27 protein-coding genes and 1 riboswitch are annotated in these 22,671 nt (G+C 68.8%); of the genes, 13 read left to right on the plus strand and 14 right to left on the minus strand.

The window, feature by feature from the left end; all coding sequences use genetic code 11:
• Positions 1-2 precede the first annotated feature (2 nt).
• Positions 3-401: a hypothetical protein gene (locus tag AJAP_RS20175; protein ID WP_038514035.1), complete on the minus strand. Its 399-nt coding sequence runs from the start codon at positions 399-401 to the stop codon at positions 3-5.
• 202 nt (positions 402-603) lie between these two features.
• Between AJAP_RS20175 and AJAP_RS20180 the strand changes: the two genes are divergently transcribed.
• The 5 genes from AJAP_RS20180 (at position 604) to AJAP_RS20200 (ending at position 5,432) form a co-directional block, all read left to right on the plus strand.
• Entirely contained in the window at positions 604-1,200 is a 597-nt protein-coding gene (locus AJAP_RS20180) for a TetR/AcrR family transcriptional regulator (RefSeq protein ID WP_037337340.1), read from the plus strand.
• Positions 1,201-1,357: 157 nt separating this feature from the next.
• Positions 1,358-2,704 (plus strand): hemolysin family protein, encoded by a 1,347-nt coding sequence (locus AJAP_RS20185; RefSeq protein WP_038514037.1) that lies wholly within the window; start codon positions 1,358-1,360, stop codon positions 2,702-2,704.
• Positions 2,701-3,744 carry a hemolysin family protein gene (locus AJAP_RS20190; RefSeq protein ID WP_038514040.1) on the plus strand — a complete coding sequence of 348 codons (1,044 nt, stop codon included), beginning with the start codon at positions 2,701-2,703 and terminating at the stop codon, positions 3,742-3,744. The genes AJAP_RS20185 and AJAP_RS20190 overlap by 4 nt, the downstream gene beginning before the upstream one ends.
• A complete protein-coding gene (locus AJAP_RS20195) occupies positions 3,741-4,652 on the plus strand; it encodes a 3-methyladenine DNA glycosylase (RefSeq protein ID WP_038514043.1) in 912 nt (303 codons plus the stop codon). Before AJAP_RS20190 ends, AJAP_RS20195 begins: the two co-directional genes overlap by 4 nt.
• Positions 4,653-4,745: 93 nt before the next feature.
• Positions 4,746-5,432, plus strand: a complete 687-nt coding sequence (locus AJAP_RS20200; protein WP_228694986.1) for a hypothetical protein — start codon at positions 4,746-4,748, stop codon at positions 5,430-5,432.
• A gap of 430 nt (positions 5,433-5,862) precedes the next feature.
• On the opposite strand, the gene AJAP_RS20205 is transcribed toward AJAP_RS20200, so the two are convergent.
• Positions 5,863-6,687 carry an aldo/keto reductase gene (locus tag AJAP_RS20205; protein WP_038514048.1) on the minus strand — a complete coding sequence of 275 codons (825 nt, stop codon included), beginning with the start codon at positions 6,685-6,687 and terminating at the stop codon, positions 5,863-5,865.
• Positions 6,688-6,735: 48 nt separating this feature from the next.
• Positions 6,736-7,563, minus strand: coding sequence for a helix-turn-helix domain-containing protein (locus AJAP_RS20210; protein ID WP_051972524.1), 828 nt, complete (start codon positions 7,561-7,563; stop codon positions 6,736-6,738).
• Between the two features lie 114 nt (positions 7,564-7,677).
• Between AJAP_RS20210 and AJAP_RS20215 the strand changes: the two genes are divergently transcribed.
• Positions 7,678-8,040 (plus strand): nuclear transport factor 2 family protein, encoded by a 363-nt coding sequence (locus AJAP_RS20215; RefSeq protein WP_038514050.1) that lies wholly within the window; start codon positions 7,678-7,680, stop codon positions 8,038-8,040.
• A gap of 3 nt (positions 8,041-8,043) precedes the next feature.
• Here the strand turns inward: AJAP_RS20215 and gcvP are convergent, their stop codons facing one another.
• Entirely contained in the window at positions 8,044-10,923 is a 2,880-nt protein-coding gene (gcvP, locus tag AJAP_RS20220; RefSeq protein ID WP_038514052.1) for an aminomethyl-transferring glycine dehydrogenase, read from the minus strand.
• A 171-nt stretch (positions 10,924-11,094) separates the two neighbouring features.
• Positions 11,095-11,196, minus strand: a riboswitch (glycine riboswitch).
• 46 nt (positions 11,197-11,242) lie between these two features.
• Complete coding sequence (locus tag AJAP_RS20225; RefSeq protein WP_005150040.1) at positions 11,243-11,824, minus strand: MerR family transcriptional regulator; 582 nt, start codon at positions 11,822-11,824, stop codon at positions 11,243-11,245.
• Positions 11,825-12,091: 267 nt separating this feature from the next.
• Between AJAP_RS20225 and AJAP_RS20230 the strand changes: the two genes are divergently transcribed.
• Positions 12,092-12,736: a TetR/AcrR family transcriptional regulator gene (locus AJAP_RS20230; protein ID WP_051972525.1), complete on the plus strand. Its 645-nt coding sequence runs from the start codon at positions 12,092-12,094 to the stop codon at positions 12,734-12,736.
• A 77-nt stretch (positions 12,737-12,813) separates the two neighbouring features.
• On the opposite strand, the gene AJAP_RS20235 is transcribed toward AJAP_RS20230, so the two are convergent.
• The 7 genes from AJAP_RS20235 to AJAP_RS20265 all read right to left on the minus strand — a co-directional run bounded on the left by AJAP_RS20235 (position 12,814) and on the right by AJAP_RS20265 (position 16,819).
• Entirely contained in the window at positions 12,814-13,287 is a 474-nt protein-coding gene (locus AJAP_RS20235; RefSeq protein WP_005150031.1) for a bifunctional nuclease family protein, read from the minus strand.
• Between the two features lie 220 nt (positions 13,288-13,507).
• On the minus strand, positions 13,508-14,269 hold the full coding sequence (gene ftsR, locus AJAP_RS20240) for a transcriptional regulator FtsR (RefSeq protein WP_038514056.1): 762 nt from the start codon (positions 14,267-14,269) through the stop codon (positions 13,508-13,510).
• Positions 14,266-14,733 carry a glycogen accumulation regulator GarA gene (garA, locus tag AJAP_RS20245; RefSeq protein WP_016334077.1) on the minus strand — a complete coding sequence of 156 codons (468 nt, stop codon included), beginning with the start codon at positions 14,731-14,733 and terminating at the stop codon, positions 14,266-14,268. The genes ftsR and garA overlap by 4 nt, the downstream gene beginning before the upstream one ends.
• A 125-nt stretch (positions 14,734-14,858) precedes the next feature.
• Entirely contained in the window at positions 14,859-15,242 is a 384-nt protein-coding gene (gcvH, locus tag AJAP_RS20250; protein ID WP_005150021.1) for a glycine cleavage system protein GcvH, read from the minus strand.
• Between the two features lie 63 nt (positions 15,243-15,305).
• Entirely contained in the window at positions 15,306-15,941 is a 636-nt protein-coding gene (locus AJAP_RS20255; RefSeq protein ID WP_051972526.1) for a CDP-alcohol phosphatidyltransferase family protein, read from the minus strand.
• Between the two features lie 37 nt (positions 15,942-15,978).
• Entirely contained in the window at positions 15,979-16,212 is a 234-nt protein-coding gene (locus AJAP_RS20260) for a hypothetical protein (protein WP_016334075.1), read from the minus strand.
• A 238-nt stretch (positions 16,213-16,450) separates the two neighbouring features.
• Positions 16,451-16,819 carry a hypothetical protein gene (locus AJAP_RS20265; RefSeq protein WP_228694987.1) on the minus strand — a complete coding sequence of 123 codons (369 nt, stop codon included), beginning with the start codon at positions 16,817-16,819 and terminating at the stop codon, positions 16,451-16,453.
• Between AJAP_RS20265 and AJAP_RS20270 the strand changes: the two genes are divergently transcribed.
• Both AJAP_RS20270 and AJAP_RS20275 read left to right on the plus strand, forming a co-directional pair.
• Positions 16,782-17,030 carry a hypothetical protein gene (locus AJAP_RS20270; RefSeq protein WP_038514063.1) on the plus strand — a complete coding sequence of 83 codons (249 nt, stop codon included), beginning with the start codon at positions 16,782-16,784 and terminating at the stop codon, positions 17,028-17,030. The two genes, AJAP_RS20265 and AJAP_RS20270, sit on opposite strands and share 38 nt — an antisense overlap.
• Positions 17,031-17,052: 22 nt before the next feature.
• Positions 17,053-17,433 (plus strand): hypothetical protein, encoded by a 381-nt coding sequence (locus AJAP_RS20275; RefSeq protein WP_038514066.1) that lies wholly within the window; start codon positions 17,053-17,055, stop codon positions 17,431-17,433.
• 15 nt (positions 17,434-17,448) lie between these two features.
• On the opposite strand, the gene AJAP_RS20280 is transcribed toward AJAP_RS20275, so the two are convergent.
• Positions 17,449-17,883 (minus strand): hypothetical protein, encoded by a 435-nt coding sequence (locus AJAP_RS20280; protein ID WP_228694988.1) that lies wholly within the window; start codon positions 17,881-17,883, stop codon positions 17,449-17,451.
• A gap of 111 nt (positions 17,884-17,994) precedes the next feature.
• Here AJAP_RS20280 and AJAP_RS20285 point away from each other — a divergent pair, with 111 nt between their 5' ends.
• The 4 genes from AJAP_RS20285 to AJAP_RS20300 are packed head-to-tail and all read left to right on the plus strand — an operon-like array spanning position 17,995 to position 21,759.
• Entirely contained in the window at positions 17,995-18,963 is a 969-nt protein-coding gene (locus AJAP_RS20285; protein ID WP_038514072.1) for an adenylate cyclase, read from the plus strand.
• A gap of 2 nt (positions 18,964-18,965) precedes the next feature.
• Positions 18,966-19,940 (plus strand): hypothetical protein, encoded by a 975-nt coding sequence (locus AJAP_RS20290; RefSeq protein ID WP_037337299.1) that lies wholly within the window; start codon positions 18,966-18,968, stop codon positions 19,938-19,940.
• Positions 19,937-21,130, plus strand: coding sequence for an adenylosuccinate synthetase (locus tag AJAP_RS20295; protein WP_038514075.1), 1,194 nt, complete (start codon positions 19,937-19,939; stop codon positions 21,128-21,130). Before AJAP_RS20290 ends, AJAP_RS20295 begins: the two co-directional genes overlap by 4 nt.
• A complete protein-coding gene (locus AJAP_RS20300; protein WP_038514078.1) occupies positions 21,127-21,759 on the plus strand; it encodes an NUDIX domain-containing protein in 633 nt (210 codons plus the stop codon). Before AJAP_RS20295 ends, AJAP_RS20300 begins: the two co-directional genes overlap by 4 nt.
• A gap of 1 nt (position 21,760) precedes the next feature.
• Here AJAP_RS20300 and AJAP_RS20305 read toward each other — a convergent pair whose 3' ends face one another.
• A complete protein-coding gene (locus AJAP_RS20305; protein ID WP_038514081.1) occupies positions 21,761-22,519 on the minus strand; it encodes a D-Ala-D-Ala carboxypeptidase family metallohydrolase in 759 nt (252 codons plus the stop codon).
• Positions 22,520-22,671: the final 152 nt, after the last annotated feature.

Raw genomic sequence — 22,671 nt, forward strand, 5'->3', positions numbered from 1 at the left:
CCTCAGGTCGTGCGCATGGTGTTGGCTTGGTCGGTGACCATCGTCTTCGTCCTGGCGATCTCGAGCTTCGCGATGTAGCCCGTGATGTATTCCTTCATCGAGTCGTTCTGCTTCTGCAAGGCGAGCAGCGAATCGACGCCGGAATCGACGTAGCTGGAGCTGGCTTCGTCCTGGCCCGGCGGCCTCAGATCGGCGAGGATGTCCTCGATCTTCATACCGTCTTCGGAGACCTTCTTCAGCTCGTCCTGCCAGAGCCCGATGACGGTCTTCAGCTCCTCGGGGCTCATCTCGAACCCGCCGCCACCGCCGCCCCCACCGCCGTAGACGGTCGGTTCCTTCGGCGTGGTGAGGTCACCCCAGACGGCCTTGATCGCGCTCGCGGCGTCGCCGATGATGTTCACACCCGCACCTTCCCCTCAGCACTCACACACGGTGATGGACAAAGAGTAGCCAAGCGGCGGACGGCGTGTCAGCCGATCCGGCCGAGTGGTCGGACGTGTCTCGGAGCCGTCCGGTTCCCGGTCGGGCGGATCATCCCGCGAACTGGTCACAGTACGTACGTACGGATTGCATTAACCGGGTTCCCGGTGACAGGATCCCAGGATGCCACGGGTCAGCCAGGATCACCTCGACGCACGCCGGCGCCAGATCCTCGACGGCTCCCGCGTGTGCTTCGCACGCCACGGCTACGAGGGTGCCACCGTCCGGCGCCTGGAAGAAGCCACCGGACTGTCCCGCGGTGCGATCTTCCACCATTTCCGCGACAAGGAGTCCCTCTTCCTGGCCTTGGCCGAGGACGACGCGGTGCGCATGGCCGACATCGTCGCCGAGCAGGGTCTCGTCCAGGTGATGCGCGAGCTGCTGACGAACCGCAGCGAGCACCCCGCCGACTGGCTGGGGACGCGGCTGGAGGTCTCCCGACGGCTGCGCACCGACCCCGAGTTCCGGGCCCGCTGGGCCGAGCGGTCCCACCAGCTGACCGCCGCGACCCGCCGCCGCCTGGAGCGCCAGCGCGACGCCGGGATCCTGCGTGACGACGTCGACGTCGACGTCCTGACCGCGTACCTCGAACTCGTTCTCGAGGGTCTCGTCTCCCACCTCGCGATGGGCCAGCCCGGAGACGATCTCGGCCCCGTCCTCGACCTGGTCGAGGAGAGCGTGCGGCGGCACCGTGCCCACGCGGCCGGGGGAACACGTTAAGATTGTCCCATCGCCGCAGTACAGCGGCGGTGTCAGTGGATTCCGATCGAGGAGTGACTCTTTTCGTGCGCGACGCGCAGTCACCTGGTGACAGTATCGAGCCGGGTGGCACACCCGGCTGTTCCGCGGCTCTTCCCGCCGACCCCGCCGGCAGGAAATGATGGAAATCCTGCTCGCCGTTCTCGGCATTCTCCTGTTCCTCCTGCTGACCGTCGGCACCGGCCTCGCCGTCGCCGCCGAGTTCTCCCTCACCGCGCTCGAACGCAGCACGGTCGACGCGAACGTCCGTCAGGTCGGCGACAAACGTGCGCACACCGTGCAGAAGGCGCACCGCACGCTTTCGTTCCAGCTCTCCGGCGCGCAGGTGGCGATCACCATCACCACCCTGATCACCGGTTACCTCGCGGAACCGGTGATCGGTGATCTGCTGCACCCGCTGTTCACCGCCGTCGGGTTCTCCGAAGGCGTGGCGAACGGCGTCTCGCTGGCGGTCGCGCTGATCCTGGCCACGTCGCTGTCGATGATCCTCGGCGAAATGATGCCGAAGAACCTCGCGATCGCCCGGCCGCTGCAGACCGCGCGAGCCGTCGCGGGGTACCACTCGCGGTTCTCGTCGCTGTTCCGCTGGCTCATCACCCTGATGAACAACAGCGCCAACTTCCTCGTCCGCAAGTTCGGGGTGGAACCGCAGGAAGAACTGCGGTCGGCCCGGTCGCCGCAGGAACTCGGCTCGATCGTGCGGTCCAGCGCGGAAAGCGGCACGCTCGACACGTCGACGGCCGAACTGCTGGACAAGTCGCTGCGCTTCGGCGAGCGGACGGCCGACGAGCTGATGACGCCGCGCGTCCAGCTCGAATCGCTGACCGTGGACGACACGATCTCCGACCTCATCGAGATCTCGCGTCGCACCGGTTTCTCGCGTTTCCCGGTCTACACCGAGGATCTCGACGACGTGCAGGGTGCGGTGCACATCAAGCAGGCGTTCACCGTCCCGGCCGCCCAGCGCGCCACGGTACGGATCGGTTCGGTCATGCGGCCGATCCCGACGGTGCCCGAATCGCTGCCTGGCGACTCGCTGCTCAACCGGCTGCGTGATTCCCGCTTCCAGCTCGCGATCGTCGTCGACGAGTACGGCGGCACCGCGGGCCTGGTGACCCTGGAGGACGTGGTCGAGGAGATCATCGGCGACGTCCGCGACGAGCACGACGAGCGTGAAGCGCCGTCCTCCCAGCAGGTCGGCGCCGACAACTGGCTCGTGTCCGGACAGCTTCGCGCCGACGAGGTCACCGACGAGACCGGGTTCCGGATGCCCGACGGCGACTACGAGACCATCGCCGGGCTGATCCTCGAACGGCTCGGCCGGATCCCCTCCCCCGGCGACGCCACCGAACTCGACGCCTGGCGGCTCACGGTGACCAAAATGGACCGTCTCCGTATCGCCGAGGTCGAAGTCCGCCGGGTCAGCGAAACCGCGACCTCCGCCGAGCAGGAGCCCGCCCGATGAGCGACTGGTTCAACATCTTCCTCGTCGTGGTCCTGTTGCTGGCCAACGCGTTCTTCGTCGGTGCCGAGTTCGCGCTGATCTCGTCGCGGCGTGACCGGCTGGAAGCCTTGCTGGAGCAGGGAAAGACGCGCGCCAGGATCGTGATCAACGCGAGCAGGAACGTCTCGCTGATGCTCGCGGGCGCGCAGCTCGGCATCACCATCTGCTCGCTGCTGCTGGGACGGCTCGGCGAGCCCGCCATCGCCCACCGGCTGGCCGGGTTCTTCGAGCTGTTCGGGATCCCCGAGGTCCTGCTGCACCCGATCTCGTTCGCGATCGCGCTGGCGTTCATCACCATCCTGCACGTCCTCATCGGCGAGATGGTGCCGAAGAACCTCGCGATCGCCGAGCCGGAGCGGCTGGCGCTGTGGCTGGTGCCGGTGCACGTGGCCTGGGTGAAGGTCGCCAACCCGTTCATCTGGCTGCTGAACTTCGTGGCGAACTCGCTGCTGCGGGTGTTCAAGGTCGAGCCGAAGGACGAGCTGGAGACCGCCTACACCTCCGACGAACTCGCCGAGCTGCTCAGTGAGTCGCGCCGTGAGGGGTTGCTTGAGCATTCCGAGCACCAGCGCCTGAGCAAGACGCTGTCCTCGGTGGAGAAGACGGTCGCGGACGTGCTGGTCCCGACGGCCCAGCTGACCACGCTGCCCTGCTCGCCCACGTTGGGCGACGTCGAACGCGCGGTGTCCTCGACCGGGTTCTCCCGCTTCCCGGTGTGCACCGACGACGGGACGCTGACCGGCTACATCCACGTCAAGGACATCCTCGATCTCGTGGGCGAGGACCCGACCACCGTGGTGCCGTCGGACAAGACGCGGGCGCTCACCGAACTGCACGCCGACGCCCGGCTGGACGAGGCGCTTTCGGCGATGCGCAAGGAAGGCAGCCACCTGGCGCGGGCGCTGAGCCCGGCCGGGGCCGCGGTCGGCGTCGTCGCGCTGGAGGACCTCGTCGAGGAATACGTGGGAACTGTCCGCGACGGTACCCACGTCATGTCATGACCGGCCTGATCGTCCTTCCCGAGCCCGTCTGGCGGGCTCGGGAGGACGACCACGTCACGCGGATGCGGCGCTGGACGACACCGCACCAGCGCCGCCGCTCGCGGGGCGAGAAGCATCCGGTGCTCGACTTCCTCTTCAGCTACTACTCGCACCGGCCAGGGCATCTCGAGCGCTGGCAGCCGGGCCCGGGTGTCGTGCTCGAAGGCGCGTCCGCGCGCCGGTTCCTGGAGCGGAAGGGCTACCTGGAGACTCCGGACGGCGTCATGCTCGACCCGGAGGGCTTCACCGAGGGCCGGGCCAAGACCGCGGAATTCGTTCTCCGGCTGCTTTCCGCGACCGCGTCCCGCTCGCCGAGACTCAGTTGTTTCGGGCTTCACGAATGGGCAATGGTTTACCGGGAATCGGCGAATGAGGTTCGCCACTCACAACTCCCGCTCCGGCTCGGCTCGGCCGGGACCGACGGCGTCGTCGAGTCGCTCGAGATCCGATGCGGACATTTCGACGCGTTTCGGTTCTTCACCGAGCCCGCTCGGCCACTCAACACCCTGCGGCCGGCACGGGAAGACCAGGTCGACTTCGAGCAGCCGGGCTGCCTGCACGCCAACATGGACTTGTTCAAGTGGGCGTACAAGCTCGATCCGTTCGTCCCGGCCGAACTGGTCGGGGACTGCTTCGAACTGGCCGCGGACATCCGCGAGCTGGACATGCGGGCCAGCCCGTACGATCTGGCGTCGTTCGGGTACTCGCCCGTGCGGATCGAGACCCCGGAAGGCCGTGCCGAGTATGCCCGCGCGCAGGCCGGGTTCGCCCGCCGGGCCGCGCCGCTGCGTGAGCACCTGATAGCGCATTGCCAACGGCTCCTGGCCGAGTTAAAGAAGGTTCCCGCGACACGCGAAAAACAACTGTGAGTCGTCGCATTCCCCGTAACATCCTCCCCTGTTAGAGTGATAACGGTTTGATTGCATACGCAGCGCGAGCGCGCACGTTTCGAAAGGACAACGATGGGGCGACACAGCGTGGCCGAGGAGCCGGTGCCGCATCCCCTCGACCCGCCGAAGCGGCCTCAGGGTCGCGGTGAGGCGACCGGTTCGCACCGGATCGTCGGGAAGAAGGCCCCACGGCGGCGGATCGCCAAATGGCCCATCGCCTGCCTGGTCCTCGTGGTCCTGGTCGCGATCGGCGTGTTCGGCTGGAACTGGGCGGACGGCGAGCTCAACACCCGCGCCGAAGCCCAGGCCAAGGCGTGCAGCGCCGGCGACACCCCGATGCGGGTCATCGTCACCCCCAGCATCGAGAAGCCGGTCCGTGCGGCGGCCGAGCGGTGGAACAACGCCGCGACCGTGGTCCGCGATCACTGCGTGATCATCCAGATCGACGCGTTGTCCTCCGCTTCGGTGCTCGACGGCCTCGTCGGACGGACCAACCTCGACTCCATCGGCGGCCTTCCCGCCGCCTGGATCCCTGAGTCTTCCTACTGGGTGACCGAGCTGAACACCGCCAAGCCCGAGCTGGTCGGTTCGCCCGCCCAGTCCGTCGCGACGGCGCGTTCGGCCGACTACCCGCTCGTCGGGCTCGCCGGCAAGAACATCGACGAGGTCCAGATGCGCGCCGCGCAGACGTTCCGCCAGTACCTCCAGCAGCCCGCCCAGCAGGCCGACTTCGCGGCTGCGGGTATCAAGGCCACCTGAGGCCCCGAACCACGGGAAAGGCCCCTTCGCCGCTCGGGAAGGGGCCTTTCCCGTACCTCCGCCTCGTGAGTGTGGGGACGGTTAGGGCCAAGGGTGTCTTGGACTTCTGCTGAACTCGACCTTCACACCTTCCCAAGTACATGAAGGCCCCCTTCACTGCGCTAGACGCAGTGAAGGGGGCCTTCATGTACTTGGGACGCCAGTACCAGCGGGCCAAGTCCTCGTGAGTGGTGAGAACGATTAGCACCAACCGTGTCCGACGGTTTGGCGTGATCCGACGGACGACACACGTGACGGAACGGACGACACACGTGCCCAGACGGACGACTCGCGTGATGTCCCTCCAGACACGCGTGTCGTCCACCTGATCACGCAAGACTCCCGATTCGGTCCCGGCCTCGTGAGTGTTGGGACCGTTAGAACCCAACACTCACGAGGAGAAGGTGTCCGGGTCCGGGCCGGTGCGCGTCCCGTCGTCGAACTCGGCGAGCGCGGCGAGATCGTCTTCGGCGAGTTCGAAGTCGAAGACGTCGAAGTTCTCGCGGATCCGGGACGGTGTCACGGATTTCGGGATCGCGACCGTGCCGAGCTGCAGATGCCAGCGCAGCACGAGCTGCGCCGGGCTCTTGCCGTATTTGGCGGCGAGGGCGGTCAGCGTCGCGTCCGAGAGCAAAGAGCCTTGCGTCAGCGGGCTCCACGCCTCGGTGACGATGCCGTGCTCGGCGTGGAACTCCCGCAACGCCTTCTGCTGAAGCCGGGGATGCAGCTCGACCTGGTTGACCGCGGGCACGATCCCGGTCTCGTCGAACAGCCGCCGCAGATGCGGGACGTGGAAGTTCGACACCCCGATCGCGCGCACCCGGCCGTCCGCGTAAAGCTTTTCCAGCGCCCGCCAGGTTTCGACGTACTTCCCGCGGGCGGGCATCGGCCAGTGGATCAGGTAGAGGTCGACGTGGTCCAGCCCGAGCTCCGCGAGGCTCGCGTCGAACGCCCGCAGCGCCTCGTCGTAACCGTGGCCCGGATTCGGCAGTTTCGTGGTGATGAACAGTTCGTCGCGGGGGACGTCCGATGAGCGGATCGCCTCGCCGACACCGGCTTCGTTCCGGTACGACGCGGCGGTGTCGATGCTGCGGTACCCGGTCTCGATGGCGGTCCGGACGACCTTGGCCGTATCGCCCGCGGGCACCTGCCAGACGCCGAAACCGAGTTGGGGGATGGCTACCTCGTTGTTCAGGACGACGGAAGGCACGGCCATGGAAGGGAAATCCTCACTGGGTTCGGTGGCAGGGCTTCTTGCCCCGCATCATTCCACCCCGCGCGCGGCATACGCGCGCAAATACTCCGCCGTGTCCGCGTCGGCCGGGAAGAACGACTCGATCACCAGCTCGGCGACCGTGACGTCCAGCGGCGTGCCGAAGGTCGAGACCGTGCTGAAGAACGTGAGTTCGGCGTCCTCGTGCCGCAGCTTCAGCGGGACGAAGATGTCGCCCGGTCCGGGGACCTCCACCTCGGGGACGGGATCCGCGCACGGATAGGTGAGCAGTTCCTCCAGCAGCTCGGTCAGCATCGGGTCGGCGGTCTGGATCACCTGACGCCGCAGCCTGCCGAGCAGATGGGCACGCCACTCCCCCAGGTTCAGCACGTGCGGCGCCATCCCGTCCGGATGCAGCGTCACCCGCAGGACGTTGACCGGCGGCGTCATCAAGGCGGGCGAGACCAGGTCGGTCATCAGCGAGATGCTCGCGTTGGCGTCGACCAGGTTCCACCAGCGGTCGACGACGGCGGCCGGGTACGGCTCGTGGCCTGCCATCAGCTGGCGCACCGCCTTGCGGACCGCCTCCAGCTCCGGGGCGGCGAGACCGGTTTCGGCGTACGCGGGCGCGTAACCCGCGGCCAGCAGCAGCTGATTGCGTTCCCGCAAGGGCACCTCCAGGTGTTCGCCGAGCCGCAGCACCATCTCGCGGCTGGGCTTGGACCGGCCGGTTTCGACGAAGCTCAGGTGCCGGGTGGAGATGTCCGCCGAGATGGCGAGGTCCAGCTGGCTGATCCGGCGGCGGTCACGCCATTCACGGAGGAGTTCCCCGACGGGACGGCCCGCGCGGCCCGCGGTCAGTGTGGTCGTCACGATCACGAAACTACGGCCACCGGCGCCGGGCCGCCATTACCTCCCGCGTAATCGACGGGACCCACCCTCGGCCGACAGAGTTGCGGCATCGGTTACCCCACAACAGAACGAGGAGACACCATGTCGGACATCCAGCGCGTCGCCGAGCAGTACATCGCCGTGTGGAACGAGACCGACGCGGACAAGCGCCGCGCGCTCATCACCGAAGTGTTCACCGAGGACGCCGCCTACACCGACCCGCTCGGCGCCGTGACCGGCCACGACGGTGTCGACGGCTTCATCGCCGGCGCGCAGGCCCAGTTCGCGGGCCTGAAGTTCAGCCTGCCCGCGGCGCCCGACGCGCATCACGACATCGCGCGGTTCCAGTGGTACCTCGGCCCGGAAGGCGCCGAGGAACCACTGGCGATCGGTTTCGACGTCATCACCGTCGAGGACGGCCGGATCAAGCAGGTGCTGGGCTTTCTCGACAAGATGCCCGGCTGACGATCAGGCGAAGGCCTCCGGCGGCGGACAGGAGCAGACGAGGTTGCGGTCCCCCGCGGCCCCGTCGATCCGCCGCACCGGGGGCCAGATCTTCGACGCGGTGAAGCCGGCCGGGAAGACCGCGATCTCCCTGCTGTACGGGCGATCCCACTCCCCCGCGAGACAGCGCGCGGTATGCGGCGCGTTCCGCAGCGGGCTTCCCTCCAGCGGCCACTCCCCCGCGGCGACCTTCTCGATCTCGCCGCGGATCGCGATCATCGCATCGCAGAACCGGTCGAGTTCACCGAGATCCTCGCTCTCGGTGGGCTCGACCATGAGCGTTCCCGCGACCGGGAAGGACATCGTCGGCGCGTGCAGCCCGTAGTCGGCCAGCCGCTTGGCGACGTCGTCGACGGTGACGCCGGTCCGTTTGGTGAGCGCGCGGAGATCGAGGATGCATTCGTGCGCGACCAGGCCGTCGTGACCGGAGTACAGCACCGGATAGTGCGCGGCGAGACGCTTGGCGACGTAGTTGGCGTTCGCGACCGCGGTCAGCGTCGCCCGCTTCAGGCCTTCAGCACCCATCATCCGGACGTAGGCCCAGGAGATCGGGAGGATCGACGCGCTCCCCCACGGCGCGGCGCTGATCGGCCCCACTCCGGTGGCCGGGCCCGCGTCCGGCTGCAGCGGGTGGTTCGGCAGGTACGGCGCCAGATGCGCGCGGACGCCGATCGGCCCGATCCCCGGCCCGCCGCCACCGTGCGGGATGCAGAAGGTCTTGTGCAGATTGAGATGCGAGACGTCCGCGCCGAACCTGCCGTACTGCGCCACCCCGATCAGCGCGTTCAGGTTCGCGCCGTCGACGTACACCTGGCCGCCCGCGTCGTGCACCAGCGCGCAGACCTCGCGGACGGTGTCCTCGTACACGCCGTGCGTGGAGGGATAGGTGATCATGATCGCGGCGAGATCGTCCGCGTGCTCGTCCACAGTGGACTTGAGATGGGCGAGGTCGATGTTGCCCTCGTCGTCGCATTTCACGACGACCACCCGCATTCCGGCCATCACGGCGCTGGCGGCGTTCGTCCCGTGCGCGCTGGACGGGATCAGGCAGACGTCACGTGCGGAGTTCCCGCGTTCGCGGTGGTACGCGCGGATGGCCAGCAGTCCGGCGAACTCGCCCTGGCTTCCGGCGTTCGGCTGCAGGGAGACCGCGTCGTAGCCGGTGATCCCGGCGAGCCAGCGCTCCAGATCCTTCACGACGGTGAGCAGGCCGGCCGCGTCCTCGGCGGGTGCGAACGGATGCAGACCGGCGAACTCGGGCCAGGTGATCGGCTCCATCTCGGCCGTGGCGTTGAGCTTCATCGTGCAGGAGCCCAGCGGGATCATGCTCCGGTCGAGCGCGACGTCCTTGTCGGACAACGACCTCAGGTACCGGAGCAGCGCCGTTTCCGAACGGTGCGCGTGGAAGACCGGATGGGTCAGGTAGTCGCTGGTGCGGCGCAGATCCGGCGGGAAGCCGTCCGCGGTGTCCGCGTCGAGCGAGTCCACATCGGACACCGCGACGCCGAACGCCTTCCACACCAAGGAAAGATGCTCACGTGTGGTCGTCTCGTCGCAGGCGACGGCGACGTGGTCGGAGCCCACGAGCCTCAGGTTGACCCCGAGTTCCCGCGCGGTGCCGACGATCCCCGCCGCGCGGCCCGGGACGGAAACCGTGACGGTGTCGAAGAATTCGCAGTGCACGACGTCGACACCGCTTTCGGCGAGGCCCGCCGCGAGCACCGTGGCCATCCGGTGCGCGCGGTTCGCGATGGCGCGCAGCCCTTCGGGACCGTGGTACACGGCGTACATCGACGCGATGACCGCCAGCAGCACCTGGGCGGTGCAGATGTTGCTCGTGGCCTTTTCGCGGCGGATGTGCTGTTCACGAGTCTGCAGTGCGAGCCGGTACGCGGGGGCGCCGTCGGCGTCCTTCGACACCCCGACCAGCCGTCCGGGCAGCTGCCGTTCGAGCCCCTGCCGGACGGCGAGGTACGCCGCGTGCGGTCCGCCGAAGCCCATCGGGACCCCGAACCGCTGCGTCGACCCGATCGCGACGTCGGCACCGAGTTCACCGGGCGACCGCAGCAGGGTCAGCGCGAGCGGATCCGCGGCCATCACCACGGCGGCGCCGAGCGCCTTGACCTCGGCGACGGTGTGGTCCCATTCGCGGACGACCCCCGACGCGCCCGGATACGACAGCAGCACGCCGAAGAAGTCGCCGCCGAGCCCGAGCCCGGTGATGCCCTGGGACAGGTCCGCGGTCACCAGGTCGATGCCGAGCGGTTCGGCGCGGGTGCGCAGCACCTCGATCGTCTGCGGGAGGGTGTCCTCGTCGACCACGAACCGGCTCGATTTCGCCTTGCCCGCCCGGCGGACCAGCGTCATCGCCTCGGCCGCGGCGGTCGCCTCGTCCAGCATGGACGCGTTCGCGATCGGCAACCCGGTCAGATCGGCGACCATGGTCTGGAAGTTGAGCAGCGCTTCGAGGCGCCCTTGCGAGATCTCCGGCTGATACGGCGTGTACGCGGTGTACCAGGCCGGGCTCTCCAACACGTTGCGGCGGATCACCGGCGGGGTCACGGTGTCGTGGTAGCCGAGGCCGATCATCTGGACCATCGGCCGGTTGCGCCCGGCCAGTGCGCGGAGTTCGGCGAGCGCGCCGGTCTCGGTGGCGGGCGGCGGCAGATCCGGCGGGGTCGCGGACTCCCGCAGCGACGCGGGGACGGCCCGCTCCGCGAGCTCTTCGAGGGAGGCGACGCCGACGACGTCGAGGATGCGCGCGAGCTCTTCGGCGCCGGGACCGATGTGCCGGTCGGCGAAGGGGGTTCCGGATTCGAGAGCGACCAGTGAAACAGGCTCCATCGGGGACCTCCCAAGACGCGGGGGTGGGGCCGGGACGGATTGTCCTGGCCCTCCCCACTCTGTCCGTACCCCCGAGGGGGCGCCTGAGAGTTTCGCCCGAGTGTTGAGCCGGGCTTGCACCGTCGGCGGGGCCGCCAGGCTGTGACCTGGCGAACCACTTTCCAGAGGCGTCTCTTCCGCGCGGTCCAGGGTGCCTGAGAGGTTCCGGGGAGGACTTGCTCCTTCGGCGCCGAGCTCAACGGTTATCGGCTCGGTCTCTCCCGCGCGGATTCGTCGACCGCGGAAGTGAGCCTACCCTGCCGCTCGCGCGGCCTCATGATCAGCCGGTGCGACGGGCGTTGCGGCGCTGCGTGAGCTCGTCCGGCGTGACCGTTTCGATCACGCCGCCGTCGGCCCGTTCGGCCGGGAACTCGTGGATGGTGCCGCTGATCTCCTGCATCGCGCCACTGACCGCGATGCCGAAGACACCCTGCCCGCCCTGGAGTAAATCGACGATCTCTTCGGGCGAGGTGCACTCGTAGACGGTGGTGCCGTCCGAGAACAGGGTGACCTTGGCGAGGTCGCGGACGCCGCGCAGGCGCAGGTGGTCGACCGCGACGCGGATGTTCTGCAGCGAGACACCGGTGTCCAGCAGCCGCTTGACCACCTTCAGGACGAGGATGTCCTTGAACGAGTAAAGCCGCTGCGAGCCGGAACCGTGTGCCGTGCGGATGCTCGGCGCGACCAGCTTCGTACGGGCCCAGTAGTCGAGCTGCCGGTAGGTGATCCCGGCGATCTGGCAGGCGGCCGGGCCGCGGTAGCCGACGAGTTCGTCCGGGAGGGAAGAGTCGGGGAACAGCTCGCCCTGCTCGCCGTCAGCGACCGGAACGAGCGGCTCTTGAGGGCTACCAGCCTCGACCACGCCATGCCTCCCCTCGCCCGACCTGGCGGCCGGCGAACAAAGCCGCGCGGACCCACGGGAGTCCGCACCGGAGTTCCTCGTCAAGACGAATGCCCCAGACATCCGAATCACACCTTGGCGATTCACCTTCATTGAAGGTAAGCGCGTCCGGCAAACCGGTCAACGCGACGCGCGGTCGGCCTCAAGCTCTTCTTGAGGCTTGTCGAGGACAGTCCCCCGTTCGGCCGCACACTTGCCGGATTTACTCAGTCGTGTTAATTTTTACTCATGCAAGTAAATCCCTCCACCCAAACTGCCCTGCAAGAGGTTCAGGCGGAGCTGGGGCTCTCGGTCACCGAGGCGGCCCGGCGGGCCCAGATCGTCGGGGCCGCGATCGCGACGATCGCCGACTTCGGCTACCACAAGACGTCGTTCGCGAAGATCAAGGAGCGGGCCGGGCTGTCCAGCACCCGGATCATCTCCTACCACTTCACCAACAAGGCCGGCCTGATGCAGGCCGTGGTCACCACCGCGACCGGGATGAAGGACAAGTTCCTCGAGGAGCGCATCGAGGGCAGGACCGACCGTGCCGGGCTGCTGCGCGGCTACATCGAGGCGGAGATCGCCTTCCTCGGCTCGTACCCGGAACTGGTGCGGGTCATGGTCGAGATGGCTTCGAGCGGCTCGGACGCCGAGGGCTGGTTCATGTCGGCGCCGCTCGTCGAGGAGTTCCGGACCGGACGGCTCGAACGTCAGCTGCGCCAGGGCCAGCAGGAAGGCGCTTTCGGCGACTTCGCGGCGGACGTGATGGCTCTGTCGATCGCGCAGGCCATCGACGGCGTCGCGGCGAAGTTCGCGGCGGATCCGAAGCTGGACCTGGAGCGGTACGGCCGGGAGCTGGCGGACCTGTTCCTCAAGGCGACCGCGGCCTGACCCGCATTCAGAGGACTAAACGCATACGAAGAAGGGGCGGCACCATCAGGCGCCGCCCCTTCGTCGAGTTCTCGGGATCAGGTGTCCGCGCCGCGGAAGTCCTCCGGCGAGACCGAGTCGAGGAACTCGCGGAACTTCTCGACCTCGTCCTCCTGCTCGTCGGGGATGATGAGGCCCGCTTCCTCCAGCACCGCGTCGACGGCGTGGATGGGCACCCCCACCCGCAGCGCCAGCGCCACCGAATCGCTCGGCCGCGCCGAAACCCGGATGTCCCCGTCGAAGACCAGTTCCGCGAAGAACGTGCCTTCCTTCAGGTCGGTGATGACGACCTGTTCCAGCTCGCGGCCCAGCGCGCCGATGACCTCCTTGAGCAGGTCATGGGTCAGCGGACGGGCCGGGCGGACTCCCTGCTGCTCCAAGGCGATGGCGGTGGCCTCCACCGAGCCGATCCAGATCGGCAGGTAACGCTCGCCTTCGGTTTCCCGCAGCAACAAGATCGGCTGATTCGCGGGTAGCTCCACCCGCACGCCGACGACGCGCATCTCGCTCATCGGGCTTCGCCTCCCTCTCGTGCGCACGGGCTGCAACGCTTGTCTCGACGACCAAGCGACGGTAGTCCCGACGCTACCCGTCTTCCGAGCGCTGTGCTCGCTGTCTCCGACATTCTCGGTTCGCCCGTGGCAAACCCGACTCTCACGGTACGGCATAGGGTGCCGAACATTCAGGCATTGACAAGTGGCCGTGCAACGGCTCCCGGTCCCCTGGAACCGTTCAACCGCCCGTGACAGCCCGTATTCCGGCCTTCACCAAGAGCGTGTGCAACGCCACGGTCAAGGCGGCGAGCTCCCGGACGACTTCGTCGCCCCTCGCCTGGGCGTCCTCGTCACGATGCCGATACACCGGGGTCACGATCTGCTCCAGCAGGCCGACCTCGCGGTCGGCCGCGGCCCGGAAGGCACGCAGATGTCTCGGCTCTATACCGAATTCGGTCATCGCTTTCACGGTCTTCGCCACGAGGACCGCGTCGGGGTCGAAGAACCCCGCCGCGCCTGGGCGCACCAGACCGTATTGCCGCAGCTCAGCCAGGGTGGCGGCGTCGATGCCGGCCTGGCGGAGCAGATCTTCCTCGGTCAGCCTGATCTCGCGATCGGTCTCGAAGTCCCCGGGGGACGGCAGTCCGCCGTTCTCCCCGGGGGCGTCGAGTGAAACGAGTTTCCGCGGCAGCCTCGGCATCGCCGCTTCCGGCGCGGCACCCCGATCCGCCGCGTCCAGCTGTTCCTTGATGACCTTCAGCGGAAGGTAGTGATCCCGCTGGGCGGACAGGACGAATCGCAACCGCTCCACGTCCGCCGGAGCGAACTGCCGGTACCCCGACGGGGTCCGGCCCGGCTGGACCAGACCCTCCGCCTCGAGGAACCGGATCTTGGAGATGGTGACATCGGGGAAGTCGCCGCGCAGCTGTGCCAGCACGGCCCCGATGCTCAACCCATCGCGCTGCGACGCATCCCGATCAGGCCGCCCGGCCGCCGTCACCGTGCCCCCTGGCCCCCGGAACCCGGGCCGGTCAGGAAGACCAGGCGGAACTTGCCGATCTGCACCTCGTCGCCACCGGCGAGGACGGCCTGGTCGACCGGCTCGCGGTTGACGTAGGTGCCGTTGAGGCTGCCGACGTCGATGACGACGAACTCGCCGCCCTCACGGCGGAACTCGGCGTGCCGCCGGGAGACCGTGACGTCGTCGAGGAAGATGTCGCTGTCCGGGTGCCGTCCCGCGCTGGTGGTGTCGCGGTCCAGCAGGAAGCGCGAACCCGCGTTCGGGCCCCGCTTGACGACCAGCAGCGCGGAACCCGCGGGCAGCGCGTCCACACCCTGGACGGGGGCCTCGGCAGCCGGAGGAGCCTCAGTGCCTTCGACGTCGGCCAGGAAGTCGGCCCGGAAGACAGAAGTCCGCTCCGGAGACTGCTCCGGGGGAACGCCGGGCCCGTCGTTCGTGCTCACCTGAGCTCTCCTAACGCATGTGTGTTGCCACTACTCAAGAACGTGTGGAGGTCAAACGTACCGTGCCTGATCGAATCTCCGGCCCGCGGCTCCCCCTACTCTTCCCGAAGGGCCACGGCCTGCGGCTATTCCTTGATCAGCGCCTGGTACGCCTCGGCCTCCAGCAGGGATTCCACCGAGCTCGCGTCGTCGAGACGGAGCTCGATCAGCCAGCCTTCGCCGTACGGGTCGCTGTTGATCAGCTCGGGCGATTCGGTCACCGCGTCGTTGACCGCGACCACCTCGCCGTCGAGCGGGGCGAACAGCTCCGAGACGCTCTTGGTCGACTCGACCTCGCCGAACGCGTCGCCCGAGCCGACCTGCTTGCCGACCTCGGGCAGTTCGACGAACACCACGTCACCGAGCTGGTCCTGGGCGTACTCCGTGATGCCCACACGCACGAGCCCGCCGTCGCGCACGGAGACCCACTCGTGCTCCTCGGTGTACCGCAGTTCTTCTGGAGTGGACAACGCCGCTCCCCTTTCTGATGCCCTCACTCGAAACCGACGCGCGAAGTTTCGCATCCCGCCGGGTCACGCGCCCGGCGCCTCCCGCGACACGCCGGGAGCGGCCGAGCGCAACGCCCGAACGGTCTGGACGACGTACAGCACGCCTGAATAGACGTACAGGACAGCACCCCATGCCGTGAAGGCGTAGCCGATCGGCCGGGCGATCGCGGCGATGTCGGAGCCGCCCTGGGTGAGCAGCAGGAACGGGAAGGCGTACATCAGCACGAAGGTGGCGCCCTTGCCGATGTAGGTGACCTCCGGCGGGGCGAACCCCCGGCGCCGCAGCAGCAGGACGCAGACGCCGAGGACGGCCTCCCGGACGACCAGCGGGACCACCAGCCACCACGGGATGATGTCGCGGATCAGGAAGGCGATGAGGGTCGCGAGGATGTAGAGCCGGTCGGCGGCGGGGTCGAGCAGCTGCCCGAGCCGCGACATCTGGTTGAGCCAGCGGGCCAGTTTGCCGTCGAGCCAGTCGGTGAGCGCGCTGAACACGAGCAGCGCGAGCGCCCAGCCGTCCTCCTTCGGGCCGAGGAGCAGCCACAGGAAGACCGGCACTCCGGCGAGCCGGAGGATGGAAAGCATGTTGGGGACGTTCAGGGCCTGCCGCAGCAGGGAAGGCTCTTCGCTGGTCACGCTCGGTTCGGGGGGCGTACTCACCCGCTCAGCCTAGCCAGCGGCGGCAGGTCCTCCCGCGTCAGCTGGCCCGGGTGTGCGTCCAGCCGCGGCGTTGCAGGTCCGCGCTGGTCAGCGCCACGGGCCTGCCTCGGTGGTCAGTGCCCATCCAGCGATGGTGGCCCGCCGAGTTCTCCAGGACGTACGGGCGGCCGCCACACCAGACGACGGTGCACGGGGCCGTCGGGGGAAGCTCCGTGCTCGCCGGTGCGGTGGCCTGGGGTGACGCGGGGTCGGTCTGTTCGTCGGTCTTCATCGCTCTCACGGTTTCGGTGACGGGGACTGGGACACGCCGGAGCGCTACTTGTCTTTTCGGCAGAACGGGGCCGCGCGTTAACGGCTCGGCGCCGGATTCGTCCGATCGGTTCGCGACGACAGCAGGGTGTTGCCGCGCCGTGAACGGCATATTAATTGTCCACAGTGGACAGTGATTGGGCGGTCCTCGCGTATCGCGGCGGCGGGGCCGCGATAGCCTCCCGCGAACCGAACGTGGCTCAATGCCACGGCATCGGGCCCGGCCGGGTCAGAATGGGCCGGCCACGACCGGCCGACGAAAGGATCGCCTTGCCCGTCTCGACGACCACGGGAACGTGGCGGCGCCTGTTCGCGGTCTGCGCCGTCGCCGGATCGCTCGCCGCCTGTTCGGGCGAAGCGCCGCCACCGCCTGTCACTTCGACGCCGGTCTCATCGCCCGCGATCCCCACGAGCGCATCCAGCGTTTCGGTACCGCCGATCCCGTCGCAAACCGCGCCGAGTCCGTCCGTCGCCCCGACTCCCGCCCCGAAACCGAAACCCGCTGAACCGGTACAGGGTTCCTGTGGAACGGTGACCGCGGCGAGCGGGCTGACCTTGCAGGTGCTCAACGGACCCGGCGTCTCCTGCGCGGAGGCGACCGGGATCGTCGACGCGTTCCACAAGAGGATCGCCGGCCGTCAGTCCGCGGGCTCGGACGAGCCGGTCAGCGAGACCGTGGCCGGCTGGCTGTGCGTCTCCGGCGCCCCCGCCGCCCAAGGCGGTACCAGTTGCGGCAAGGGCGAGCAGAACGTGTTCGCCGCCGTCGTCCCCGTCGAATGAACCATCCCGAGAAGAAGGGCCCATGAAGAGCCTCGCCGTGCTTCCCGCCGCGTTCGCCGTCGTCCTGCTGAGCGGCTGCGGCGCCGATCCCGCGCCCGCGGCCGCACCGCCCCCGTCCTCCCCCGCCGCCGCCGACCAGGCCCTCGCCGGATCGCCGTGCGGAGAGGTCGCCGGATACCAAGGCGCGAAGAACAAGGTCGTCGTCCGAGGGAAGACCGACTGTGCCGAAGCGACGCAGGTGCTCAAGGACTACTTCGCCAAGCTGACCCCCGCCGAAGCGACGTCACCGCAGGGTCCGGGTCCGGTCGTGGTCGGGGCCTGGACCTGCGGCAGCGGGCCGAACGACCCGGTGACGAGTTGTTCGACCGAGGACGAGCGGCAGATCGAAGCCACCCGGAACTGAGCACGGCCGGCGGCGTCACTTCCCGCGACGCCGCCGGGTCCGGGTCTTCCGGTACAGGACACCGAGCCCGATCAGCATTCCCAGCAAGACCAGGCCTGCCACCGCGACCATCGCCAGGCTCAAGACCCGCGAGGTCTTCGACCGGTAGGCGAATCCGTCACCGGCGAAGATCCTGTCGCCCTCCGCGATCCTTTCACCGTCGACCTTCCCCTGTCCGGTGCGCCCGTCGTCGAACCGCCACCCGGCCTCACAGTAGGGAAACCGGCCGCTCATCGGCGGCCCTTCCTCGACACATCCGGAGACGGCGGTGACCGTGACGTCCTCTCCGGTGTTCAGTTCACGCACGCGGTCACCGAGGGCTCCCCCGGTCACCCACAACAGGAAAACGAGCGGGATCCCACCCAGCAGCACTCGCAACGGAACCCTGGAATTCCCCGGTTCACCTGACAAGAAAGTCCCTTCTTCTCGGCCGTTCCAGGCTATTCGCCAAAGCGACGGAGCGGCACGGGATTTGTACCCACCCCCTTGCCGACCGAGGTAAGAGTCGTCTAGACTCAAACTATGCTCACCAGGGAAGACGCCATGAAGGCGGTCGAGGACGCGGCCGACCCGGCCGCGCTGTTCGCCCGCCATCGCTACCGCGAACTGGCGGCCGTGCTCCATCCCGACCGCAACCCCGGCGACGCGCGGGCCCACCGCGCGGCAGCCACGCTCAACCGCCTCCACGACGAGTGGAAGCGGGCCCGGCGGCAGACGGTCACCACGGCGACGTCGGCCTACACCCTCGCGGCGCCGCACGCGGTGGGCAGCGTCGCCACGACATACCGGACCACCGGCCCGCATCTGGTCAAACTCGTCCGCGATCCGGCGCTCAACCCGTTGATCCACGCCGAATGGGAGGCGTTGCGCGCGCTGGACGGCTTCACCGAACGGCATCGGTGGCTCCGCCCCTATTACCCGCGACTGCTCGACACGTCGGGGCCGGTCGCGAGGGGCGATCGCGCGTTCAGCGTTCTCGACCCGCTCGTCGACGGCTTCCTCACCCTCGCCGACATCGGGAAGGCCTTCCCCGGCGGGCTCGACGGCCGCGACTACGCCTGGATGCACCGTCGTCTCCTGCGTGCCGTGGCAGGCGCGCACCGGGCGGGCGTCGTCCACGGCCATCTCACTGCGGACAACGTGCTCGTCCATCCCGGACAGCACGGCATCGTCGTGGCCGGCTGGTCGTTCGCCGTCGAAGACGGTGCGCTCCCGCTGGCGGCGGACAAATCCGTCCACTATCCACCGGAAGTCCACAAAGGACAGCCGATGACCGCGGCCACCGACGTCCACATGCTCCACAGCATGATGCTGGAACTACTGGCACCAGGCGAAACCCGCCAGCGCGAATTCGCCAAGTGGTGTCTCCAGGAGATCCCGGCACAACGACCCGAGGCCGCCGATCTGCTCGACGAGTACGACGAACTGCTCGCCGATCTGTACGGCCCTCGCACCTTCCGACCGTTCATCATTCCCGAGACAGGAGCCTGACCATGGGACACGGACACTGGGACGACAACGCCTACGCCGCCGCGAAGACCTTCCGCGCGGCCAAGGGTGAGGACGATTTCGGCTACACCGCCGATCTCCGTTCCAAGCCCGCGAAGGAATGGAAGGTCGCGCCCGCGCTGGACCCGCTGAACGCCGTGCGGGAATGCCGGGATTCGGCCGACCACAGCGATTCGACGCCGATCGCGGTGCTGTTCGACGTCACCGGTTCGATGCGCCGGGTGCCGCGGATCATGCAGGGCAAGCTCGGCAAGCTGCACGGCCTGCTGAAGCGCCGGGGTTATCTGGCCGACCCGCAGGTGTTGTTCGGCGCGATCGGCGACGCCGACAGCGACCGGGTCCCGTTGCAGGTCGGGCAGTTCGAATCGGACAACCGGATGGACGAGCAGCTGCGCACGATGTTCCTCGAAGGCGGTGGCGGCGGGCAGAAGAGCGAGTCCTACGAACTGGCCGCGTACTTCATGGCGCGGCACGTGGTGACCGACGCGTGGCAGAACCGCGGCCGCAAGGGCTATCTGTTCATCATCGGCGACGAGCTGAACAAGCCCGCGCTGGAGGCCCGCCACATCCGCCGGGTGATCGGGGACGACGTGCGAGAGGACATCGACCCGGCCTCGGTGTACCGGGAGCTGGCGCGCAAGTGGCACGTCTACTTCGTGCTGCCGAACCAGTCTTCGTACTACAACGACCCGCAGATCGGCGAGCACTGGAGCGAGCTGCTCGGCCAGAACTTCCTGAAGCTCGACGACCCGGGCGCGGTGTGCGAGCTGATCGCCGCCACCATCGGGCTGGAAGAGCGGGTGGTCGACGTCGACCGGGCGCTCGCCGACCTCGCGGACGTCGGTTCGGTCGCCGAAAGCAAGGCGGTCGGCAAGGCGCTGGCGAAGCTGGGTACCAAATCGGTCGTCACGTCGGCGGTGCCCGAGGCCGGCGGGCCGAGCGACGTGGTGCTGCGATGACTCTCCTGGATGGTCACGTGGTGGTGGTCGGGCTCGGCTTCGGCGACGAGGGCAAGGGCGCGGTGGTCGACGCGCTCTGCGCCGCCCGGCCCACCACCGCGGTGGTCCGCTTCAACGGGGGCGCGCAGGCCGCGCACAACGTCGTCGTGGACGGGCGGCACCACACCTTCAGCCAGTTCGGGGCGGGCACGTTCGCCGGCGTGCCCACCCATCTGTCGCGGTTCGTGCTCGTCGAGCCGTTCGCGCTCGCCGCGGAAGCTCGACGGCTCGAAGCGGTCGGCGTCCGGAATCCGCTGTCACTGCTGAGTGTGGACGGCAGGGCGCTGCTCACGACGCCGTTCCACATCCACGCCAACCGGGCCAGGGAGGAGGCCCGCGGCGTGAACCGGCACGGCTCGTGCGGCAAGGGCATCGGCGAGACCGTCTGGTACTCGCTGTTGCCCGGGGCCGCGCCGGGGGACGTGGTGGAGAGCCAGGAGGTGATCGGGACGCCGGGGGAAGCGCCCACGGTCGCCGACTGCGCCCGGCCGTCGGTGTTGCGGCGCAAACTGGACGCGCTCGCGCGGTTCTACGCGCCGCTGGCCACGCCGCCGCACAGCGTGGACGAACTGGTGGCGCTGTACCGCGATTTCGCGGGCGCGGTGCGGATCACCGACGGGGACGAGACGGGGCGGCTGGCGGATTCCGGGCGGCTGGTGTTCGAGGGAGCGCAGGGGGCTCTCCTCGACCAGTTCCACGGGTTCCATCCGCACACGACCTGGTCGACGACCACGCCGCACAACGCTCGCACCCTGTTGGGCGGGCGCCCGCACACCGTCGTGGGGGTGACGCGGACGTACCTCACCCGGCACGGCGCGGGACCGTTGCCGACCGAATCCGCCGCCGTGCTCGCCCGCTTTCCCGAGGCGCACAACGAAATCGGCGAATTTCAGGGCGCTTGGCGGGCGGGGCATCTCGACGCGGCCCTGCTGGACTACGCGATCGCGGCCTGCGACGGCGTGGACGCGCTCGCGGTGACCCATCTCGACGCGACCGGGCTGAAGGTCGTGCCCCGTGACGGCTCCCCCGCCGTCGACCTGCCGGATCCGCTGGCGTGGTTCGGCGCGCGGCTGCCGGTGGCCGTCATGGGGTACGGCCCGGACAGGGCCGGTTACCGGGTCGCGGAGGCACGGTCGACAATCAACGCGTGATCGATTCGACGCCGGTGTCCGTTGACGTGCTCGTGGTGCGGTTCGCCCCCGGCACCCGGAACGTCCTGTTGGGGATCGCGCCGCGGGCGGCCGAGCCGTTCGAAGGGGAACTCGCCCTGCCCGGGGTGCTGCTGGGGCTCGGGGAACGGCTGCGGGAGGCGGCGAGCCGGGCGGTGGTCGGCAAACTCGGCCTTCCGTCCGACGCGGTCTCGGCGACCGGACAGCTCGCCACCTTCGACGAGCCGAACCGTGACCCGCGCGGTCCCACGCTCTCCATCGCGTTGTGGGCCACCGTGAATCCCGCGCTCGATGTCCCGGGGAACGTCGTGTGGGTGCCGCTGGACGAGGTCCCGCCGCTGGCCTTCGACCACGACCGGATCGTCGCCGACTGCCGTCCGATGCTGGCCGAACGGCTGTGGCGGGACGTCGCCTTCACCGCCGGGCTGCTGGGACCGATCTTCACCACGGCACAGGCGCTGGACGCCACCGAAGCGCTGACCGGGGACCGCCCCTATCCGGCCAATCTCGGCCGGACGATGGAGCGGGTCCCCGGTCTGCGGCGTACCACCGAACACGCGGCCGCCCTCCCCAAGGGAGGACGGCCGCCGTCGCTGTGGCGCTGGGAGTGACTCAGATCCCGCAGGACGAGGCCGACCAGAAGCGCGTCGACCGGTGTGCCACGTGCGTGTGATCGTTGTGGCCGGGGTAGCCCGGCCCGAGGATCTCGGCGAACCCGTGGTTACGGGCCTGCTTCGCCAATCCGCAGAAGCCCTGCGAGCCGGCGCCGAGGTCGACGGCGTCACCGTAGAGATGACGGCTGTTGGTCGCGCCGCCGACCGCGTTGTTGCAGGCGACGCTGCGGAAACCGCCGTTGACGTCGATCGGCCGGTCGCCCATGGCGTGCCGCATCGCCTGCAGCTTCCACATCGAGACCAGCGCGTTGGCCTTCGCCGTCGCCGGTGGGACGTTGCCGCCCGACCAGTCGGAGTTGCACCGGTTCAATTCCGCGTAGGTGAAGTTGATCGGCGTGCAGTCGTCGTCCTGCAACGCGTAGAGCTTCGAGAACGTGGCCGGACCCGCGATGCCGTCCGCCGCCAGCCCGTAGGCCTGCTGGAAGCGGGTGACCGCGGCCTTGGTCCCCGCGCCGAACTGGCCGTCGAGGGCGAGCACGCCGCCGTAGCCGGGGTACCCGGCCACGCGGATCTGCAGCTGCCGGACGTCCTCACCGGACGCGCCTTCCGACAACGTGCGTCCCCAGGAGTAGCAGGCGTCGGCGACGGACACTTTGCCCGCTGCCACCGGACCTGGATCGGCGGCGGCCGGGGTGGCCACCGCGGTACCGAGCCCGGCCACGAGGGCGAGCATCGGCAGGAGGAAACGAATGCGCATGACAGGAACACCTTTCAAAGCAGGGAAGGTGAGACCCGTGACCCCCACGGGTTGTCAACGATTCACTGCCGAGGATGCTAACGCGGTTCCGGTTACCGCGCTGTGGGTCGTTCGACCCACAGGCCCGAACCCGGAACTCGCGTGATCGGAGC

Source organism: Amycolatopsis japonica (assembly GCF_000732925.1).
Classification (GTDB): domain Bacteria; phylum Actinomycetota; class Actinomycetes; order Mycobacteriales; family Pseudonocardiaceae; genus Amycolatopsis; species Amycolatopsis japonica.

Bases quoted from the DNA above. Each gene is read 5' to 3' on its own strand.
- AJAP_RS20190 (WP_038514040.1), top strand. From the start codon at position 2,701: ATGAGCGACTGGTTCAACATCTTCCTCGTCGTGGTCCTGTTGCTGGCC.
- AJAP_RS20305 (WP_038514081.1), bottom strand. From the start codon at position 22,519: ATGCGCATTCGTTTCCTCCTGCCGATGCTCGCCCTCGTGGCCGGGCTC.
- AJAP_RS20180 (WP_037337340.1), top strand. From the start codon at position 604: ATGCCACGGGTCAGCCAGGATCACCTCGACGCACGCCGGCGCCAGATC.
- AJAP_RS20235 (WP_005150031.1), bottom strand. From the start codon at position 13,287: ATGAGCGAGATGCGCGTCGTCGGCGTGCGGGTGGAGCTACCCGCGAAT.
- AJAP_RS20295 (WP_038514075.1), top strand. From the start codon at position 19,937: ATGACTCTCCTGGATGGTCACGTGGTGGTGGTCGGGCTCGGCTTCGGC.
- AJAP_RS20275 (WP_038514066.1), top strand. From the start codon at position 17,053: ATGAAGAGCCTCGCCGTGCTTCCCGCCGCGTTCGCCGTCGTCCTGCTG.
- AJAP_RS20215 (WP_038514050.1), top strand. From the start codon at position 7,678: ATGTCGGACATCCAGCGCGTCGCCGAGCAGTACATCGCCGTGTGGAAC.
- AJAP_RS20290 (WP_037337299.1), top strand. From the start codon at position 18,966: ATGGGACACGGACACTGGGACGACAACGCCTACGCCGCCGCGAAGACC.
- AJAP_RS20185 (WP_038514037.1), top strand. From the start codon at position 1,358: ATGATGGAAATCCTGCTCGCCGTTCTCGGCATTCTCCTGTTCCTCCTG.
- AJAP_RS20260 (WP_016334075.1), bottom strand. From the start codon at position 16,212: ATGAAGACCGACGAACAGACCGACCCCGCGTCACCCCAGGCCACCGCA.
- gcvP (WP_038514052.1), bottom strand. From the start codon at position 10,923: ATGGAGCCTGTTTCACTGGTCGCTCTCGAATCCGGAACCCCCTTCGCC.
- AJAP_RS20230 (WP_051972525.1), top strand. From the start codon at position 12,092: ATGCAAGTAAATCCCTCCACCCAAACTGCCCTGCAAGAGGTTCAGGCG.
- AJAP_RS20285 (WP_038514072.1), top strand. From the start codon at position 17,995: ATGCTCACCAGGGAAGACGCCATGAAGGCGGTCGAGGACGCGGCCGAC.
- AJAP_RS20200 (WP_228694986.1), top strand. From the start codon at position 4,746: ATGGGGCGACACAGCGTGGCCGAGGAGCCGGTGCCGCATCCCCTCGAC.
- AJAP_RS20195 (WP_038514043.1), top strand. From the start codon at position 3,741: ATGACCGGCCTGATCGTCCTTCCCGAGCCCGTCTGGCGGGCTCGGGAG.
- AJAP_RS20205 (WP_038514048.1), bottom strand. From the start codon at position 6,687: ATGGCCGTGCCTTCCGTCGTCCTGAACAACGAGGTAGCCATCCCCCAA.